Origin of the sequence: Neoroseomonas terrae (assembly GCF_018129025.1) — a bacterium.
Taxonomy (GTDB): domain Bacteria; phylum Pseudomonadota; class Alphaproteobacteria; order Acetobacterales; family Acetobacteraceae; genus Neoroseomonas; species Neoroseomonas terrae.
In genome coordinates this window covers 140,235-158,693 of record NZ_JAAEDI010000011.1, presented here as the reverse complement: position 1 = coordinate 158,693, position 18,459 = coordinate 140,235, and the positions used below count along the sequence as shown (strand labels likewise).

Below are 18,459 nucleotides of genomic sequence, written 5' to 3'. Positions count from 1 at the left end.
CCGAAGATCGCCATTGCTTGCCTGGCTTAAGGCCCGTTAGTCGCGACTCGCCATGCGAGCGATCTGCCCCATGGCCCGTCGTGCACCGGCCGCCATCCTGGCTGCCATCGGTGCGCCGCTGTGGTTCGGAACCCCCCTTCCGGCTGCGGCGCAGCGGGCCGACCAGACCGCCTCGGCAGCCCTCCAGACGCCCGTGCCGGGCAGGGGCGCCGCCGAGCTACCGCGACCGCTCGCCCCTACCGATGCGACACGGATCGCGCGCATCTTCCGGCTGCAGGCCGACGGCGAGCAGGCTGCGGCCCAGCGCGAGCACCAGTCGCTGCGCGACCGGCGCCTGGACGGCGCCATCCTCGCGGACCGCTGGCTCGCTCCGCGGGCCACGCCGCCGCGTACGGAGGAGCTTCGCGTCTGGCTCGAACGTCATTCCGACGAGCCGGACGCGCCACGCATCCACGCATTGCTGGTGCGGGTCTCGCCACAGGGCGCGGCTCTGCCGCCCGTGCCGGCGGAAGCGGCGCTCCCCGAGGACGGCGAGGCGGTGCCGGAGGAGCGCGAGCCAGCCACCCGTGGCTTCAGCCGAAACCCCGCGCTCGACCGCGACGTGCGCGAGCGCGCCTTCCGTGGCGACACGCGCGGCGCGCTGGAGCAGATACGCCGCACCCGCGGAATGACGCCGGCCTACTCGGCGGCGCTGCGGGCGGAGATCGCGCTGGCGCTGTTCCGGCGGGGGGAGGATGCGGTCGCGTTCCGCATGGCGAGCGAGGTCGCCCGCGGCGGGGGCGAGAAGACCGGCCGTGCGGCCTTTGCCGCCGGCCTCGCTGCCTGGGGCCTCGGACGCTACGAGGTAGCGCTGCCCTACTTCGAGGCGGCCGCGCGGGCCGAAGGTGGCTCGGCGGCGGCGCGCGCCTCGGCGGCCTTCTGGACGGCGCGGGCGGCGGTGCGGGCGCGCCGGCCGCAGCACTACGTTCCCTGGATGCTCCAGGCGGCGCAGGAGCCGCGTACCTTCCATGGCCTGCTGGCGCGGCGGGCGCTCGGCCTGGCCGCCGGCTTTGCGTGGCATGGCACGGCGACCGAGGCGGGGGCCGCGGCGCTGGCGGAATCGGCGGGCGGGTGGCGGGCGCTCGCCCTTCTCCAGGTCGGTCAGACGGCACGGGCGGAGGCGGAGCTGCGTGCCCTGTGGCCGGCGGCGCGGGGCAATGCGGCACTGGCCGGCGCCATGCTCGCCGTGGCGTCGCGGGCCGGGATGACCAACCTGGGGGCGCAGCTCGCGGGGCTGGCGCAGGGGGCGGATGGCAGGCCGCGCGACCTCCAGCGCTTCCCGCTGCCGCGGCTGGAGCCGGCCCAGGGATTCCGCATCGACCCCGCACTGATCTACGCGCTGGCCCGGCAGGAATCCAACTTCGACCCGAGGGCGATCTCCCCTGCCGGGGCGCGCGGCATCATGCAGGTGATGCCGGCAACCGCCGCCTACATCGCCAACGACCCGAGCTTCCGCGCGGAAGGCGCCGCACGGCTGCACGACCCGGCGCTGTCGCTGGATATCGGGCAGCGGTACCTGCTGCAGTTGGCGCGGCAGGAGAGCGTGGGGGGCGACCTGATCCGGCTGCTCGCCGCCTACAACGCCGGGCCGGGGAACCTGGCGCGCTGGCTGCCGGCAGCGGAGCACCGCGACGACCCCTTCCTGTTCATCGAGGCGATCCCGATCGAGGAGACGCGGCTGCACGTGCAGCGCGTGCTGGCATATTCGTGGATCTACGCATCGCGGCTGGGGCTTCCGGCACCCAGTCTGGAAGCGCTGGTGCGCGGGGCCTTTCCGATGTTCGAGGCTGGTGCGGGGCGGGTGGCGGTCAACTGAGCGGGCCGGCCGCGTCGTTGGAGGGGCGTTGCCCCTCCAAGCCACCCCAGCAAAGGCCGAAGGGCCTTTGCAATCCTCCATTTGGCGCCGCGCAACGCGGCAGGAACGACGCCGAAACCCGCTCCTGCGCGCGAAGCGTGCGGGGAAGGTCCGGCGTGCCTCTTGTGCGCGGCGCCACTGCTGACCGGTCCGAGGCCGCGAATACGGCCCGCCGGTAATCCGGTGAAAGCCAAGCAAACCGGAGATTGCGCCCGGCGCCTGAGAGCATGAAGAAGCCGATGCGAACGGTCCCGAATAGGGCCGTTGAGTATAATCTCATGACGAGGCAGGCCCGTCGGGCCGGGGCCTCGCCGACGCGAGTTCAAATCGGGGACACGCGACCGACGATCCCAATACGTGACGATCTCGGTCTGAGCGGCGGTCCCAACGTTTCGCGTTGCATGCCTGGGGTTGGCGGTTCGAACATCTTCGCCCGGCAGCGGGTGGGGACCGGAGCCTGAGATTCTCTGGTCAGGCGCCTTCGACTAGCGACGGATAACAGCCGCAAGCCGGTCCGCCAGCGCGCCGCTCTGAGGCAGCGTGCCCTGCTCGATGCCTGCGATAAGTTCCACCAGCGTATCCGCCAGCGGCGTCTGCACGCCGTGCCGCTTCGCCGCGGCGCGCACCGGTGCGAGTTGCGCTGCCACATCGGTCTGCCGCTTACGCACCGCCAGGTCGCGCCAGATCCCGCTGTGCGTCTTCGCAGAGCCTCGGTTGTAGGTGACCATCCGCGCGATCGTCGCATCGATCGCCGCCATGTCGTCGCCGAGGAAGGGCAGCGGGTCGAAGCCGTCGAAGCCGAGCGGCCTCGCCTTCTCCGCCGCCGCGACGGACAGGATCTCCCGTACGAAGGCGAGGATCAGCGCCTTGCGCGCTGGGTCAGCGATGAAATCCGCGATCGAATCATTGGTCAGCGCCGAGGTCTTCAGGATGGCCCCGTAGGCGGCCTTGCCCCACAGGTAGCCGAAGACGTTGTCGCTCAGCACCGCGTCGGGCTCGAAGACCCGCAGCTGGCGATGCAGCGCGGTGATGCGCGGCGTGGTCGCGCCATCCAGCTCGCCCACCACCACCGCGCCGCGCACGCCATATAGGATGCGCCCGGGTTCCTGGTAATCGGCGCCGAAATTGACGAAGGAGCCGATGGTGCGTTCCCGCCCGACGATCTCCGCAATCACCAGCTCGTTTAGGCCGTTCTGGCACGACACCACCGCCCCGTCATCGGCGAGATACGGCGCGAGCGCGCGGGTGGCCGCCTCGGTATGATGCGCCTTCACCGCCAGGATGATCAGCTTGTGCTTGCCGGTAACGCGGTCCGGCGTCGCGGCCTTGCCGCCGGTCGTGAAGCTGTCGATCGGCCCCTCGATCGTCAGCTTGCCCGCCTCGATCGCCGCGACATGCTCGGGCACCACATCCACGAACGTCACGTCATGACCGGCGCGGGCGAGGTAAGCGCCGATCGTTCCGCCGATCGCGCCCGCACCCCAGATGACGATCGGTTCGGCCATGGCACAGCTCCTGAAACGAATGAATTGTCTGTCAATCTGATTGACTGCGAACATACAGGGTGGCACATCGCGGCCGGCCTCGACAGCCCCGCGGCTCCGGCGGGGCGCAGGGAAATGAGGTGATCCGTGGATCTCGACTTCAATGGGCGCATCGTGGCGATCACGGGCGCGGCGACCGGCTTCGGACAAGCCACGGCGCGCGCCTTCGCACTGCGCGGCGCCCGCGTTTTCGCCGCGGACCTCGATGCCGCCGGCCTCGCGGAAACCACTGCCGACCGGCCGGGCATCCATGCCACGACGCTGGACCTGACGGATCATGACGCCGTCGCTGCATGGATCCAGGGAATCGAATCCGATGCCGGCCCCGTCGGCGTCCTCGTCAACAATGCCGGCGGCGTGCTCGGCCGCCGCTTCGCCCCGATCGAGGAAGCGAGCTACGCCGATTGGCGCGCTATCCTCGACGTCAATCTCGACGCCGCCTTCGCCACCGCGAAGGCCGCCGTGCCCGGCATGAAGCGGGCGGGCACCGGCCGCATCGTCAACATCAGCTCCGGCGCCGGACTGCGCGCGTCGCGCACCGGCATCCAGGCCTATACCAGCGCGAAGCACGCGACGATCGGGCTGACGCGCCAACTGGCGCAGGAACTGGGGCCCTTCGGCATCAACGTGAATGCGGTCGCCCCTGGCCTGTTCGCCGTCTCGCCCGGCACGCGCAAGCAATGGGACAGCTACGGGGCGGAAGGCCAGAAGCGTGTCATCGACGGCCTCGCCCTGCGCCGCATGGGAGAGGCGGAGGACATCGCGAAGGCGGTGATGTTCTTCTCCTCCGACCTCGCGGATTTCGTGACCGGGCAGGTGCTGCCGGTCAATGGCGGATCGTTCTGACGATCCGCTTGCGGAGGGGGCGCCGCGAGGCGTCTCCTGTTCTCGATACCGAAGGATTCCCGTGATGACGCAAGCAGTCTCCGCAGCCCCGACACGTCGTCTCGTCCTCGCCGCCGGCCTGGGCGGCTCGCTCGGCCTGCCGGCCATTGCCCGCGGGCAGAACGCCTGGCCGAACCGCCCGGTGAAGATCATCGTCCCCTTTGCTACCGGCGGCGGCACCGATGTCACCATGCGCCTGCTCGCACCGAAGCTCGGCGAGGTGCTGGGCCAGAACGTGATCGTCGAGAACCGGCCCGGCGCCGGCAGCACGCTCGGCACCGATTTCGTCGCAAAGTCGGCACCGGATGGCTACACCTTCGCGCTCGCCACGCTGTCCTCGACCGGCATCGCGGCGACGCTGTATCCCAACCTGCCCTATGATCCCGTGCGCGACCTGACGGCTGTCGCGCCGACGGTGTTCATCCCGACCAGCCTCGCCGTCACGACCCGCGGCTGGGACGTGCGGACGCTGGATGCTTTCGTGGCGGCACTGAAGGCTCGGCCGGGCGCCTACTCCTATGGCAGCTCGGGTATCGGGACGACGGGGCACATCGCCAGCGCCAACTTCCTGGGCCATGTCGGCGCGCGGGCCGAGCATGTCCCCTATCGCGGCGCGGGCGCGAGCTTCACGGCCCTCATCGCCGGCGAGACGCAGTTCACCCACGACATCCCGTCCCTGCTGAAGCCGTTCCACGAGGCCGGACAGGCCAAGGTGCTGTTCGTCAACCAGGCGGAGCGTTCGACGCTGCTGCCGGACGTGCCGACCGCGACCGAGGTGGGGCTGCCCGACTACAAGGCCTATTCCTGGTATGGAATCTTCGGCCCGGCCAATCTGCCGGCGCCGATCGTCACGCGCATGGCCGCGGCGATCGAGCAGGCGATGTCCGACCCGGCGCTGTCGGCCCGCTTCAACGAGATGGGCACGCCGCCGATGCTCGGCTGGAACCCGCAGCGCTTCAGCCGGTACGTGGCGGACGAAGTGGTGGCCTGGGCGCCGCTCGTCCGCGCTTCCGGCGCACGGGTCGAGTAGCGATAGCAATCCGAGGCCGGGGGCGGCTCCCCCCGGCCTTTTTGGCCCGACAGCGGCTGCGCTCCGGGGCCGCGTCGATTGGGCCGTTTCCATCAGTCAGGGCGCGAGTTCGGGTGCGACAGGCGCGGCATCGCCTTCGGCCGCGCATCGATTTTTTGTCTGACAAACTGACGAAATGCTTGTCACCTATCCGTCAAGCCGTTAGGTTCCGCGCCCGGGGCTCGATCCTGCGCGGCCCCGATGAGGCGTCGATGGAGAGTGAGCCAATGTCCCTGTCAGCACGCGGCCTGACGCAATCCGCTCCAGCCGGGCTGCATTGAGATGAGCGCATCCAGCACCCGCAAGCCGCGGTCCAACGACAGCTCCATGCGCTTCGGCACCTTCTGGCCGAAGGCGAAGACCATGCTGCCATCGGCGAAGGTCGCATCGCTCAACCCCGATGCGATGGACCTCGCGAACCACATCGCGCTAGCCCATGCCTGCGAGGAAGTCGGCCTCGATCTCACGCTGATCGGTGACGGCTATGCGCCGAGTTCCGAGGAAGCGAGCGGCTTCGGCTTCCAGGACCCTTCGCTGCACGCCATCGTGCTGACGCCGCTGCTGATGCAGGCGACGAAGCATCTCGGCATCATCACCACGCTGCACACGCAGTTCTTCCATCCGGTGCAGATCGCGCGTTTCGGCTCGCATTTCGACTGGCTGAGCGGCGGCCGTTGGGGCTGGAATATCGTTAACGGCTATCGTGATTACGAGGCGAGCCTGTTCGGCATCGACACCCTGCCTGACAGCGCCCGCGGCTATGAGGCCGCCGAGGACGCCGTGCGCATCTGCGAAGGCGTGTGGGGTGGCAAAGGCCGCGTGGACTATGACGGCTCTTACTTCCGCGCCCATGGCAAGATGCGCGGCCCCTTCCCGCCGGAAAGGCCTGTCCTGGTCTGCGCGGCTGCCTCCGACAGCGGGCGGCGCTTCACGGTGCGGCATTGCGACTTCATGTTCGCGTCGCCCGCCAGCATGACCGACATGCCGGCGGTCAATGCCTCGCTGGCCGGGCTCTGCCAGGCGGCGGGGCGCGACACCTTGCCGCGCGTGCTCACGCTGGCCGACGTGCTCGTGCGCGACACGCCGGGCGAGGCGCAACGCCTCATGGAGGATCTGCTCGGCAGCATGGAGGGCGAGGCCGGCCGCAAATGGGCGGCGCAGATGGCCAAGCTGCGCCACAACGACGCCACGCCCGGGACCTTTCCCTACTTTGCCGGCACGGCGGCCGAGGTCGCCGAGCAGATCATCACCGCGAACCGCGACCACGGCGTGGACGGGCTGCTGTTCCGCATGCCGCTCTGGGCGGCGGACGAGATGCTGCGGCTGAAGCCGGTGTTCGAGCTGCTCGCGAAGGCCGGCGTCTGGACGCCGCCCGCCACGCGCGGCCACTGCTGGTAAGGGACTACCCATGGACATCCGATTCGACGGGCGCGTGGCCCTCATCAGCGGCGGCGCGCAAGGCATCGGCCGCGCGATCTGCGTTGCCTTCCGCGACAGCGGCGCGCGCGTGCATGTGGTGGATCGCGATCCGCGCATCGAGGGCGTTGCGAAGGAACTCGGCATCACCGCCCATGTCGCCGACCTGACCGACCAGGCGTCGGCATCTTCGGTCGTTCAGGCGGTGGCCGCCCAGGAAGGGCGGCTCGACATACTGGCGCTCGCCGCCGGCGGGCCGCGCGGCCTCGGCGGGCTTCAGCTCGCCGAGATCACCGAGGAGAACTGGGATCGCATCATGGATGCGAATGTGAAGAGCGGCCTTTGGCTCTCCCAGGCCGCCGCCCCGGTCATGGCCAAGGAAGGCTGGGGGCGCATCATCCTGATCTCCTCCGGCGCCGCGATGCGCGCGAGCCGCACCGGGCTGCATGCCTACACCGCCGCGAAGCATGCGGTGATCGGGCTGACGCGGCAGCTCTCCGTCGGGCTCGGGCCACAGGGCATCACGGTCAATTCCGTGGCGCCGGGGCTGATCCTGTCGGGTCCCGATGCGCGCGACCAATGGGAAGGCTACAGCGAGGAGAGGAAGGCCCAGGTCCTCGCCGGCCTCAGCACGGGGCGTCTCGGCCAGGCCGAGGACATCGCCCATGCGACGCTGTTCCTGGCCAGCGAACAGGCGGCGTCGATCACCGGCCAGATCCTGTCGGTCGATAGCGGGCGGATATGAGCCTCGAGCCCGTCCTCGCCCATATCGACGCCAACCGGGATGCCTTCCTGCAGCGGCTGATCGAGTATGTGCGGCATCCCTCGATCAGCGCGCAGAACATCGGCATCCGCGAGGTGTCGGAGATCCTGGTCGGCACGCTGAACGGCTTCGGCATGACGGCCGAGGCCATCGCTACCGACGGCCATCCTATGGTGCTCGCGCGCTGGGATGGCGCGCCGGGCAAGCCGACCGTGCTGCTGTACGGGCATTATGACGTGCAGCCGCCGGAGCCGCTGGACAAGTGGCTCTCCCCACCTTTCGAACCGACGATCCGCGACGGACGGCTTTATGCACGCGGGGTCGGGGACAATAAGGGCCAGCATTTCGCGCAGCTTCTCGCGATCGAATCCCACCTCGCCGTGCATGGGCGCCTGCCCTGCAATGTCGTCGTGCTGCTGGAAGGTGAGGAGGAGATCGGCAGCCCGCATTGCGCCGACTTCGTCCGAGCGAACCGCGACCGGCTGAAGGCGGACCTGGTCATCACCGCCGACGGCCCGATGCATCCGTCAGGCCTGCCGATCATCTCCTTCGGCGTGCGCGGCGTGGCGAAGTTCGAGCTGCGCGCGCGCACCGCGAAGCGCGACGCCCATTCCGGCAACTTCGGCAACGTCCTGCCGAATGCGATCTGGAAGCTGGTGCATCTGCTCGGCACGATGAAAAACGCCGCCGGCGAGATCACCATCGACGGGCTCTATGACAGCGTCGTGCCGGCGACCGACCTCGATCGCGCAGCGATCGCGCGCCTGCCGCTCGACCTGCCCGCGCTGAAGGCGGAGATGGGCTTCGCGGACCTCGACGCGCCACGGGATCGCGGCTTCTACGAACGGCTGATGTTCCACCCCACGCTGACCATCAACGGGTTCCACGGGGGCTATGGCGGCCCAGGCCCGAAAACCGTGCTGCCGGCGGAAGCCACCGTGAAGTGCGACATGCGCCTGGTGGAAGGGCAGACACCGGACGAGGTGCTCGCCAAGGTCGCCGCGCATGTCCGGCGCCACGCGCCGGATGTCGAGTTCATCCCCGGCGGCGGCATGCTTCCCTCCCGCGTGCCGCTCGACATGCCCTTCGCGGACAGGCTGCGCCAGGCGGTCGCCATCGGCCAAGGCGCCGAGCCGCTGATCTACCCGAGCCTCGGCGCCAGCCTGCCGGACTACGTGTTCACGAAGATCCTCAACACCCCCGCCGTACAGATCCCTTACGCCAACGCGGATGAAGCGAACCACGCACCGAACGAGAACCTGACGCTGGATTGCTTCCACAAGGGGATCAGGACCGGTGCCGCGCTGCTGGCGCTGCTCGGCGGTGCGAGCAACTGATCGAGAGGCCAGGGGCGCGCTTCTCCCCTCGCGATCAGGCTACCAGAGCGGCCGTGATGGCCCGCTCAGCCACTGGCATCGGTGCGCGCCGTCCCGATGCAATACGCTGCAAGGCGGTGCCGTGCGGGGAGAGGTGGGCCCTCTCCCCGCACCAGCCCTCATTCGGCCAGCGCCGCCGTCGCCTCCCGCAGCGCGTGCGCGACGCGATTGCGAGCCTGCCGGGCGGATACCGCCAACAGCTTCGACTCATCCGTGCCGGTCATGGCGGCCGCCAGGCGCCGCAGCGGATCAAGCACCGGCCAGGCCGGCAGCGGCATGGCCGCGTCATGCGTGAAGCGGTCGCCACGCGTGTAGTCGAGCGGCACGATCGCGCGGGAAAGCCGGATCATCGCACAGTTCACTCGGTCCGCCGGCCAGCCCGCCCGCGCACGCGACAGTGCCTTCAGCACAGTCGCCGCGGCGGCATCAAGCGTATCAAGCGGGATGCCGTGCGCTGCCGTGCCGCCAAGCTTGTCCAGTTCGGCCCGCAGCGCAGCGATCTGCGCATCATGGTCGATCGGCAGCACTTCGTCCGTCAGCAGGCGATCGACGATCTCGAGGTAGATGCGCGCATCGCGTGCGAGATTCTCCGGATCGATCTTGTCCAGCAGGTCGCCTGGCGTGTGCCACCACCAGCCGAGCGCGTGACGCAGCTTCACCTTGCCCGGCGCCTGCTCACTGAAGGCCATGAACATCGCCGGGATGCCGATACCCCAGAAGCTCTCGTCACCACCGCGACCGATGCGCTTGGCACGCAACGCCTGGCCGGACTGCTTCTCGATGACATCGGCCGCGAGCGCCGTCAGCTCGATCGCGGTCGGGGCCTCGGACAGAATACTGGCACCCGCCGCGCCAACACTGTCGATGTTCACATGCACCGCGCAGCGGCGCTCCAGCTCATCCCAATGCGTGTCTGCATAGAAGGCCGAGCTGGAATAGCGGCCGTGCGAATGGCCGGACCAGAAGCACAGGCGCAACCCGCGCCGCCAGGCATCGCGCGATTGCGCGCAAAGCCGCGCGACTTCCATCATGGTGATGTTGGCGGTGCCATTATCCATCACACCGTGGTACCAGGTGTCGTGATGGCCCGAGAACAGGATGAAGGGCTCATCCGCCGCGGCCGGATCGGCTGGCAGATCGGCCACCAGGATCGGCGTCTTGCGCCAACCGGTATCGACCTCGGCGAACAGCGTCACGGCGGGTGATTCGCCACGCTCCAGCGCCTCCCGCAGCGCGCCGCCATCCACGTCCGATACGGTGCAGGCAACCGTCGTCGGCAGGTTCGCCGCCGTCTGATCCGACGGATTTCCCCAGACCGGGGACAGGCACATCTCGTGCAGATGCTCGTGCGGGCTAATGTGCAGCTGGCCGACCGCGCCGGCGCGCGAGGCGCGCAGCGCCACCGGCGGCGTCGCAATGCCCTCGGCGAGCACGATGCAGCCACGGACATCCTTGCCGGCAAAATCCGCCTCGCCGCCATCGCCGACATAGACGAGCCGTCCCGTCACGCCATCCGGCGGAGAGGATTGCGACATCGAATGCGTGATGGCCTTCAATTCGGTGTTGCCGGCCATCACCCGCGCCGTCCCGGGCAGGCTGATATAGGCGTCGTGCTCGATCAGCGTGGTGTCGTAGCCGTAGCCATCCATCACCCGGCGAATATAGGCGAGGCTCTCGGCTTCCTCGGCCGTGCCGCTGAGCTTCACGTAGCGCGCAATGTGCGTCAGGTGGCGCATCATCTCCGCCGTGTCCACGCGATCGATCGCCACGGCGCGCTCCGCGCGCGCCACGATGCTGGTCATGCTGTATCTCCTTGGGGCAGTCGGTCCGGCGCCGGGTCGGAGCTGGGTCAGGCGGCGGACGGGGTGGACGCGCCCGAGGCATCGGCCAGGCGGTATCCGGCCTCCACGATGGTCCGCGCGCGCGTGCCGATCGCGGCCAGATGCTCGGTCCATAGCCGCTCGGTCAGTGCTTCGTCGCCGGCGATGATTGCCTCCATCATCGCGCGCAGCGCCGTGAAGGTCAGTCGATTGCGATCGCGTTCATGCAGCGAGATGAAGCGGATCAGCGCGATACGGTTGTGCAGCGCCTGGAGGCTTTGTGCCAAGTACGGGTTGCCGCTTCCCGACGCCACGGTGCGGTAGTACGCACTGCCGGCTTCAAGCAGCTCGAGCGGCGTGCCGCTCTCTCGCAGATCGTCCAGCCGCTTCATAGTGGCCTGGAGCGTGGCGATATCGTGCGGCCGGCGCAGTCGGGCGAACTCGCGCGCGGCAAAACTTTCGAGCACGAGACGCAGCGCATAGAGATGATCGACCTCATCCGGCGTCAGCGCAGCGACGACGGGGCCGCGGTGCGGCATGGTCGAGATCAGACCTTCCGCCTCCAACACACGCAGCGCCTCGCGGAGCGATGGGCGGCTGACACCGGTTAGTTCGCAGAGCTCACGTTCGCGAAGCTGCTGACCGGGACGGAAGCGGCCGGTGATGATGGCGAGGCGCAGGCGATCTGCGACCAGTGAACGCAGGCTCACCGCCTGCCCGGCAACGAGCAGGGACCCGTCATTCATGACGTCGAGCTGATCTTCGTGTTCGTCCATGAAAGCTCCTTAGCCAATTGCCCGGGAGACTCAAATTCTAAGCTCTACGTAAGATTGTCCTACAATCTTCTAATATGCTTGTCAATCTTCTGCCATCACCTTACCCTGGATCAACGCCGGGTCCGCAAGCCGCGTAGTACCGATGGGGTCGGTCGCGCAGCTACCGCATTCGGCGCAAATGCGCGGCGGAGCACGCGCAGGGAGCGCCGGCCAACTGCCAAAGGCCAAGTCAGGAGACCCGAATGACTGAATCGAGGACGAGGGCCGGCCGTCGCCGAGCCCTGAAGGGCGCCGTGGCGCTTCTGGGCGGTGCCGTATCGCTGCCCGCCATCGCGCAGACCGACAATTTCCCGAGCCGCCCGATCCGCCTCGTGGTCGCCTATCCGCCGGGAAACGTTTCCGACCTCGTGGCGCGTTTCGTCGCGGATCGCATGATGCCAATCCTCGGCCAGCCCGTGGTGATCGACAATCGTGGTGGTGCCGGCGGCACGATCGGAACCGAATTCATCGCGCGCAGCGCGCCCGACGGGTACACGATCGGCATCGCCAATGCCGGGCCGCTGACAATAGCGCCGAGCCTCTATCCTAACCTTCCCTACGACCCCGTGCGCGACTTCACGCAGATCGGGTCAGTTGCGATCGGCGCGCATCTCTTCGTCGTGCATCCTTCCCTGCCGGTGAACGACATCCAGGGGCTGATCACCTATGCGCGGGCCAATCCGGGGAGGATCTTCTACGGTTCCTCGGGCAATGGTTCGACACAGCATCTTGCCATGGCCCTGTTCCAGACGCTGACGGGGGTCGACCTGACCCATGCGCCATATCGAGGCTCCGCGGCGGCGATGAATGACCTTCTGTCCGGCCAGATCCAACTCGCCTCGGATACGCTGTCGGCGACCACCGACCTGGTACGCGCAGGCCGGCTGCGCGCGCTGGGCGTGACGTCGAAGCAACCGTCGCCGTTCGTGCCGGACATCAAGCCGATCGCCGAGCAGGGCGTGCCGGACTACGACTTCTATGGTTGGATCGCGATCATGGGCCCGGCCGGCCTGCCGGCGCAGATCCGCCAGAAGCTGGCCGATGCCGTGTCGGCGGTGACGCGCCAGCCGGATTTCGCGGCGCGCATGGCGCAGTTCGGCCTCTCGCCGATGACTCAGACGCCGGAGGAGCTCGATCAGTTCATCCGTTTCGACGTGGATCGCTGGCGCCGGGTGATAACGACGGCCGGCATCCGGATGGATGGCTGACAGGCGCGTCTCGCGATGCGTCCGGCGCAGCCGGCGGCCGTGCAAGCTGAGCGTCGCCACCACGGTTGCCCAGGCTGCCCTGCGCCCGGTGACGCTGGACGCTCGCGATACTGTCTTCCTCCGCCAGTCCGGAAGCGATGGGAAGTCCAGCGGTTCTGCTCCAGGTCTGGCAGTGCCGCTGGATGTCGAAGTCGGTGATGAAGGCCTGTGCAGCATCGTCTCAAACCAGCAGGCCATCCGATAGTTGTCGATGGCGTTCAACGACAGCACTGGCAAGCTGGAGCCGGTGCCGGCGCTCCCCTTCAGCGCGGGGCCCGGCACCGTCGCGGCTGTTGGTCAGCGATGGTCTCGGCGTCGTCGAGTACACATCTGACCGCGTGGCAATAGTGCATCTCGGCCAGGCCACAGAACTCACCGAGAGCGCAGCGCCGTGGCCTCAACCGCTACATCCGCATACGATGCGGCCGCTGGGAGCGACCGGCGTCGGGCACGTGCTGCAGATGAATGCGGAAGGTACCAGCATTGACGAAGTACCGACCCCGATCTCGCCACCGCCAGTTCCACGCACGCCGCCTCTACGTACAGGCTCTCGGCTGCTCAGAACGGGGCAAGGGATCTGGTTAGCCTGCCACTTCGCTGAATCAATCATGCCGGTGGCGGACGGCGCACGACAGCGATTTGAGAAGCGGGCTGTAGCCTAGCAGCAATGCCATTGGGACGGCCGCTTCCCTAGCTTTTTCGCCCTGCGAAGGCCGCTACCCCGTTCGGTACGGAACGAATTGCGTCCGCCGGAGGCTCGCCAGCCGCAGTCTCATCAACGCCGTATCCAGCGGTTCGGTTAAGGGGACTATGAGGGGGCGGCGCCCCTCCGATCCCCAGCAGGGCAACCTACCGCGGTGGCACCCGCCGCAGTGCCTCCTGCTGCGCTGTCGTCGGCGCCGTGCCGGCGCGCAGAAGGGCCTCCAGGTCGTCCAGGTAGTCGTCGTGCCGCTTGCCGTCGGCGAAGACCGGTGCGCCGCGGTCTTCGAGGTAGGTGGTGCAGAGCGCGAGAATCTCGTCGCTCCTGATCATCTCGACGAAGGTCTGGCCGCCGTCGGCCTGGGTCGAATAGATCGACGCGCTCGCCCGGCCGCCCGGGCGGCGCAGGGAGTAGAGCGCGATGTGCAGCGGCAGGTAGCGCTGCGCCACCTCGTCCCGCGCCGTGTCGTGGTTCCCGCTCAATGCCACCGCCTGTTGGGTTTGGTCCCGCCGCGCGTCGGGTCGGGTATGGGGTCGAGGCCCGTGGCGCCGAAAGGCGTCACGTTGTCCGGGGTGGCGCCCCAGATGATGTCCGACTGCGGGCGCGGCCCGTTCGGGTTGCGGTCCCACAGGTCGTTCAGCAGGTTCACGTCGGCCCGCGACGGCATGGGCTGCACGCGGCCGAGTTCGTCCGGCGGATGCGTGTGCGCCAGCGGGGCCACGCCGCGCGGCGTGGCGACCATGTCCGGTGCGCCGGAGCGCAGGACATAGGCGCCGTTCTCGAAGGTCAGCGCGTATTCGATCCCGTTCTTCTGCGACAATTCCCACATGCGGCCGTAGAGATCCTGGTGGCTGGCGACGTTGTCGGTGAGGACTACGCCCTGGCGGCCCGGCACGCCACTGCGGGCGACCAGATCGTCCATGCTGTGCGACGCACCCATCCAGGTCGAGCGCGCCGCCTCGATGCCGCCCATGCCGCGCGGCGCGCGCAGCGTGGCCCAGCGGCTGAAGCGGCCCCGGACCTTGCCCGCGATGGCGCCCACCCCGCGGAACGCCGCCTTGAACGCCGCTCCCAGCGCCATGGCGGTGAAGGAGGGCAGCGGCACGCCGCCGATCATGACGTTGAAGGACCCGGTGATCGTGGTGCCGATCATTGGCCCGACCGGTGGGTCGGACGGGCGGGGGGTGGTGAAGATGCAGTGCTTGGTGATGTCGCAGCCCATGCGGGCGGCGCGCGCGCCTTCGGTCCAGACCGTCGCGGAGCCGAGGAAGACCTCGTACATCGGGAAGTAGCCGCCGCACCACACGCCGAGGCCGAGGTCGCCGCAGCGCGCCGCCGGCAGCCCGTTGATGAAGGTCTTCATCGCGCCGGAGAAGAACGGGATCGGGATGACCGGGCCGATGCTCGGCAGCGGCACGGGCGGCGCCGGCGGGATCAGGTTGGGCGGGTGCATGTGCGCATGCGGCAGCCCGACCGCGAGGTCGGTGATGCGCAGCGCCGGAAAGGCCGGGAAGGGTATGGCCCCGGCCAGGGAGGACAGCGCCTGCTCGGCCGCCGTCGCTACGCCGATCACCGCACCGACCGTGGGCAGCACGCCTTCCGCCGTGCCGACCTGGTCGACGGCGCCGGTGACGAGGGAGACCATCGCCCCAGCATCGCTGGTCGGCAGTGGGGCCGGTGCCGGAGCCGCGCCGTCCTTCGGCGGGCCGGTTGGGGTCGCCGCCTTGATGCCGGCCTCGGTCGCCTTCAGCGCGACGTCGGGTGCGACGCCCGCCCAGGTCGAGGCCAGGGCGCCGGCGGCACCGGCCGGAACGCTGGCCTTGGCGGCGTTGGCGCCCTTGCTGGCGACCTTCGTGATGGTTCCGGCGTCAGGCGGCATGGCGGATCCGGTTGCGGTGCATCTTCTCGAGGATGGAGGCCTGGCCGGCTTCGCGGACCATGGCCATGTCGGGGTTGGTGATGCGGTCGTAGAGCGCCATGGCATAGCGCCAGGCCGTCGCGGCCTCGGCCTTGCGGCCGGCGGCGGCGTGGAACTCGCCCAGCGTTTCGCAGGTCGCGGCCTCGCCCGGGATGTTGCCGGATTCCGCGTGATAGCGGTTGGCGACGGTCAGCACCTCGATCGCTTCCTCGAACCGCCGCTGGGCAGCGAGGCCGGCGGCAAGGTCGGCATAGGCCACGGGCGCGAAGCTGTGGAGCTGGTGGTCGGCGGCCATCTCCGCCGCGCCGGTGAGGGGGTCGAGCGCCTCGGCCGAGCGGCCGGCGCGCAGCAGCACCTGGCCGTGGCCATGCAGCGCACGGGCCTGGCTGAGGGGCGGGGCGTCGGGCGGCATGGCCGCCATGGCGGCGAGGCTGAGCCGCTCGGCCTCCGGATGTTCGGCGGCCGCGGAGGCGCGCGCGGCGGCGAGGGACAACTCGCCGGCCGTAGGCGGTGTGGGCGAGGTCGGGGATGGCGTGACCGCCTCGGCCAGCGCCTCGGGCGGCAGGTGCAGCACGCGCCGGGTGATCGGCGGCGCATCGCGCGCCAGGTCGATCAGCATCGAATCGTCGCGCGGCTCCAGGACGAGCACCTTCAGCCAGCGGCTGGTGATCGAGCGGGCAAGGAAGCTGATCGATTCACGCCAACCCTCGGGATCGAGGATCTCCTCCGGGTCGAGCAGCAGGGTCAGGCTGCAGACCTCGTCGGGCAGCTGCTCCGCAATCGATTCCGCCAGGCGAAGGAAGCGATGCGGGCCGCGCAGCTGCGTCTCCGGCGGCTCGTGGGTGAGGCCATGTTCGGCCGCGGCCTCCGCCAGCGCGACGGAGAAATCGCCGAGATACGCGTCGGGCCCGGCGAAGCCATCGCCATGGGGCAACAGCAGGTGGGGGAAGGACGGGTCCTGTTCGATGCCGCCGAGCAGGCGCACGAAGAGTGCGCGCATCTCGGGTTCCATCAACAGGAGATGAACGCGCGCCTCGGGCGTCAGCAGTTCATTCTCGATCAGTCGTCGCTCACGGGCGAAGAAGCGCGCATAAGGCATGGTGCCGACTACAATAACGGAGTTCTTCGATGCAGGCGGTGAAATGGATCACTCGTGAGACGTTGCGGTATCACATCTGCGTCACGCTTGGGATCGTTTCAGGTCGTCGGTGCAGCGGGCAGTGAGGTGACTGGAGTGCCGGGTGCCGATGGCGCCACATCGACGCCGAAACGGAATCGTTCTTCCCGCCGCGGCAGGTAGAGCGTGCCGAACATCCAATCCCACAGTGCGAAGACGGTGGCGAAGTTCTTGTCGTGTTGCTCGGCATCCGCGGAATGATGCGCCTGATGCATGTGCGGACTGACCAGGACATAGGACAGCCAGCGCGGGAACGGCAGGGCGACATGGCTGTGGCGCAGATGGGAGAAGGCGAGGTTCCAGACCAGGGTGAAGGCGTTGACGCCGAGCAGCGTCGCCGGATCGACCCGCGCGCCGAAGGCCATGGCGACGATGCCGAGGCCAAGGCCGTTCATGAACACACCGCCGGCGATGTGGATGATCTGTTCCTGCGGCCAGAAGCGGAAGGCGGTCAGGGGCGTCAGTGTCACGGGTTCATGGTGCAGCCGGTGGGCGCGCCACAACAGCGGGAAGCGGTGAAAGAGCCGATGCGTCCAGTAGAGCGAGAAATCCGTGGTCATGAAGGGGATCAGCGCTGCCGCGACCATGGCGAGCGGATGGTTGAGCCGCATGCCCGGTTCCGGCGAGCCGAGGATGGGCGTCAGCAGCGCGACGGCGAGGGCCGCGCCAACCGCGCTGAGCAGGAAGAACATCGGCGCGAGCAGGAAGGGCAGCGCCGAGTTCGTCGCGAACAGGGCGAAATCCTCGGCGGCCTGCCGCAGGAAGGCGCGGCCCCGGACCGGCACCGCCTGGGCGCGCATCTCCTTCAGCGAGGCGCGCGTGACCAGGCCGATAACGGCGAAGGCAAGGACGGCGACGATCAGGGTCGGCCACCAGAAGGGCGAGCCAGGCTCGGCCAGGAGCCCACGAAGATAGGCAAGCCAGTTCCAGGCGGCCGTGAGCGGATCGTAGTCGGATCTGGTCATTTGTTGGCAGAATCCCACAATTTGGGTTCCCGGGGAATGTCATTCCGACGTGCGATCCTGCGCGGGGCGATTGCTGCGACGGTGCTGGCGCCGGCGGCGGGGCGGACGCAGGGCGTCCCGGACAGTCTCGACATCGCGGACATGACCTGGATCGAACTGCGCGACGCCGTCGCCGCGGGGCGGCGCACCGCCATCGTGCCGAGCGGCGGGGTCGAGCAGAACGGGCCGCACATGATCCTCGGCAAGCACGACCACATCGTGCGAGTCGCGGCACGGCGCATCGCGGCCGAGCTTGGCGACGCGCTGGTGACCCCAGTCCTGTCCTTCTCCCCGCAGGGCCGCTTCGACCCGCCCGAGGGCAACCTCCGCTTCCCCGGCACGATCGGCGTCACCGATGACGCCTTCGCCGCCATGCTGGACGGCATCGCCCGCAGCCTGAAGATGAGCGGCTTCCGGCTGATCTGCTTCCTCGCCGACAACGGGCCGAGCCAACGGGTGCAGGAACGGCTCGCCACGCGACTATCGGCTGAATGGCGGCGGGATGGCGTGCGGGTCATGGCGGTCGATCGGTACTACGCCGCCATCGCCGTGCAGGATGAATGGCTGCGCGTGCAGGGCGAGACGGAGGCGAGCATCGGCACTCATGCCGGCATCGGCGACACCGCCGAACTGATGTCGGTGCACCCGTCCGGGGTGGACCTGTCGCGCCTGCCGCCCCGCACCGACGCGCTTCCGCCCCTGGGCGCGACTGGCGACCCGTCCCGCGCGAGCGCGGCGCGCGGCGAAACCATCCTCGCCATGCGCATCGCCGCCGCCGTCGCGCAGATCCGGGCGGCGCAGGGGAGGTAGTTGCGGCCGGCACGCCCCGTG

16 protein-coding genes are annotated in these 18,459 nt (G+C 69.0%); 8 read left to right on the top strand and 8 right to left on the bottom strand.

Annotated features, from left to right (window positions below; translation table 11 throughout):
• Positions 1-70: 70 nt before the first annotated feature.
• Complete coding sequence (locus GXW78_RS11805) at positions 71-1,855, top strand: lytic transglycosylase domain-containing protein (protein WP_246522072.1); 1,785 nt, start codon at positions 71-73, stop codon at positions 1,853-1,855.
• Between the two features lie 524 nt (positions 1,856-2,379).
• Here the strand turns inward: GXW78_RS11805 and GXW78_RS11800 are convergent.
• Positions 2,380-3,399: a ketopantoate reductase family protein gene (locus GXW78_RS11800; RefSeq protein WP_211868962.1), complete on the bottom strand. Its 1,020-nt coding sequence runs from the start codon at positions 3,397-3,399 to the stop codon at positions 2,380-2,382.
• A 126-nt stretch (positions 3,400-3,525) separates the two neighbouring features.
• Here GXW78_RS11800 and GXW78_RS11795 point away from each other — a divergent pair, with 126 nt between their 5' ends.
• Entirely contained in the window at positions 3,526-4,284 is a 759-nt protein-coding gene (locus GXW78_RS11795) for an SDR family NAD(P)-dependent oxidoreductase (protein ID WP_211868960.1), read from the top strand.
• 64 nt (positions 4,285-4,348) lie between these two features.
• The gene (locus GXW78_RS11790) at positions 4,349-5,353 is read left to right on the top strand and encodes a Bug family tripartite tricarboxylate transporter substrate binding protein (protein WP_211868958.1); all 1,005 of its coding nucleotides are present in this window, start codon (positions 4,349-4,351) and stop codon (positions 5,351-5,353) included.
• Positions 5,354-5,628: 275 nt separating this feature from the next.
• On the opposite strand, the gene GXW78_RS28285 is transcribed toward GXW78_RS11790, so the two are convergent.
• The gene (locus GXW78_RS28285) at positions 5,629-5,757 is read right to left on the bottom strand and encodes a hypothetical protein (protein ID WP_272876838.1); all 129 of its coding nucleotides are present in this window, start codon (positions 5,755-5,757) and stop codon (positions 5,629-5,631) included.
• Between GXW78_RS28285 and GXW78_RS11785 the strand changes: the two genes are divergently transcribed.
• From GXW78_RS11785 to GXW78_RS11775, 3 genes are read left to right on the top strand one after another with little or no spacing between them, the layout of a single operon-like run.
• Positions 5,756-6,790 (top strand): LLM class flavin-dependent oxidoreductase, encoded by a 1,035-nt coding sequence (locus GXW78_RS11785; RefSeq protein ID WP_211868957.1) that lies wholly within the window; start codon positions 5,756-5,758, stop codon positions 6,788-6,790. The genes GXW78_RS28285 and GXW78_RS11785 overlap by 2 nt on opposite strands.
• Before the next feature lie 10 nt (positions 6,791-6,800).
• A complete protein-coding gene (locus tag GXW78_RS11780) occupies positions 6,801-7,553 on the top strand; it encodes an SDR family NAD(P)-dependent oxidoreductase (protein ID WP_211868956.1) in 753 nt (250 codons plus the stop codon).
• Positions 7,550-8,908 carry a M20/M25/M40 family metallo-hydrolase gene (locus tag GXW78_RS11775; protein WP_211868955.1) on the top strand — a complete coding sequence of 453 codons (1,359 nt, stop codon included), beginning with the start codon at positions 7,550-7,552 and terminating at the stop codon, positions 8,906-8,908. Before GXW78_RS11780 ends, GXW78_RS11775 begins: the two co-directional genes overlap by 4 nt.
• A gap of 158 nt (positions 8,909-9,066) precedes the next feature.
• On the opposite strand, the gene GXW78_RS11770 is transcribed toward GXW78_RS11775, so the two are convergent.
• Both GXW78_RS11770 and GXW78_RS11765 read right to left on the bottom strand, forming a co-directional pair.
• Positions 9,067-10,749 (bottom strand): M28 family peptidase, encoded by a 1,683-nt coding sequence (locus GXW78_RS11770; RefSeq protein WP_211868954.1) that lies wholly within the window; start codon positions 10,747-10,749, stop codon positions 9,067-9,069.
• 47 nt (positions 10,750-10,796) lie between these two features.
• The gene (locus tag GXW78_RS11765) at positions 10,797-11,543 is read right to left on the bottom strand and encodes a GntR family transcriptional regulator (RefSeq protein WP_211868953.1); all 747 of its coding nucleotides are present in this window, start codon (positions 11,541-11,543) and stop codon (positions 10,797-10,799) included.
• A 242-nt stretch (positions 11,544-11,785) separates the two neighbouring features.
• On the opposite strand from GXW78_RS11765, the gene GXW78_RS11760 reads away from it, so the two are divergent.
• Positions 11,786-12,790 carry a Bug family tripartite tricarboxylate transporter substrate binding protein gene (locus tag GXW78_RS11760; protein ID WP_211868952.1) on the top strand — a complete coding sequence of 335 codons (1,005 nt, stop codon included), beginning with the start codon at positions 11,786-11,788 and terminating at the stop codon, positions 12,788-12,790.
• A gap of 888 nt (positions 12,791-13,678) precedes the next feature.
• Here GXW78_RS11760 and GXW78_RS11755 read toward each other — a convergent pair.
• The 4 genes from GXW78_RS11755 to GXW78_RS11740 all read right to left on the bottom strand — a co-directional run bounded on the left by GXW78_RS11755 (position 13,679) and on the right by GXW78_RS11740 (position 17,589).
• The gene (locus GXW78_RS11755; RefSeq protein ID WP_211868950.1) at positions 13,679-14,011 is read right to left on the bottom strand and encodes a hypothetical protein; all 333 of its coding nucleotides are present in this window, start codon (positions 14,009-14,011) and stop codon (positions 13,679-13,681) included.
• A complete protein-coding gene (locus GXW78_RS11750) occupies positions 14,008-15,408 on the bottom strand; it encodes a PAAR domain-containing protein (protein ID WP_211868948.1) in 1,401 nt (466 codons plus the stop codon). The genes GXW78_RS11755 and GXW78_RS11750 overlap by 4 nt, the downstream gene beginning before the upstream one ends.
• Complete coding sequence (locus GXW78_RS11745) at positions 15,398-16,546, bottom strand: tetratricopeptide repeat protein (protein WP_211868947.1); 1,149 nt, start codon at positions 16,544-16,546, stop codon at positions 15,398-15,400. The genes GXW78_RS11750 and GXW78_RS11745 overlap by 11 nt, the downstream gene beginning before the upstream one ends.
• Before the next feature lie 98 nt (positions 16,547-16,644).
• A complete protein-coding gene (locus tag GXW78_RS11740) occupies positions 16,645-17,589 on the bottom strand; it encodes a sterol desaturase family protein (protein WP_211868945.1) in 945 nt (314 codons plus the stop codon).
• A 36-nt stretch (positions 17,590-17,625) separates the two neighbouring features.
• On the opposite strand from GXW78_RS11740, the gene GXW78_RS11735 reads away from it, so the two are divergent.
• On the top strand, positions 17,626-18,438 hold the full coding sequence (locus tag GXW78_RS11735) for a creatininase family protein (RefSeq protein ID WP_211868943.1): 813 nt from the start codon (positions 17,626-17,628) through the stop codon (positions 18,436-18,438).
• The last annotated feature ends 21 nt before the right edge of the window (positions 18,439-18,459 follow it).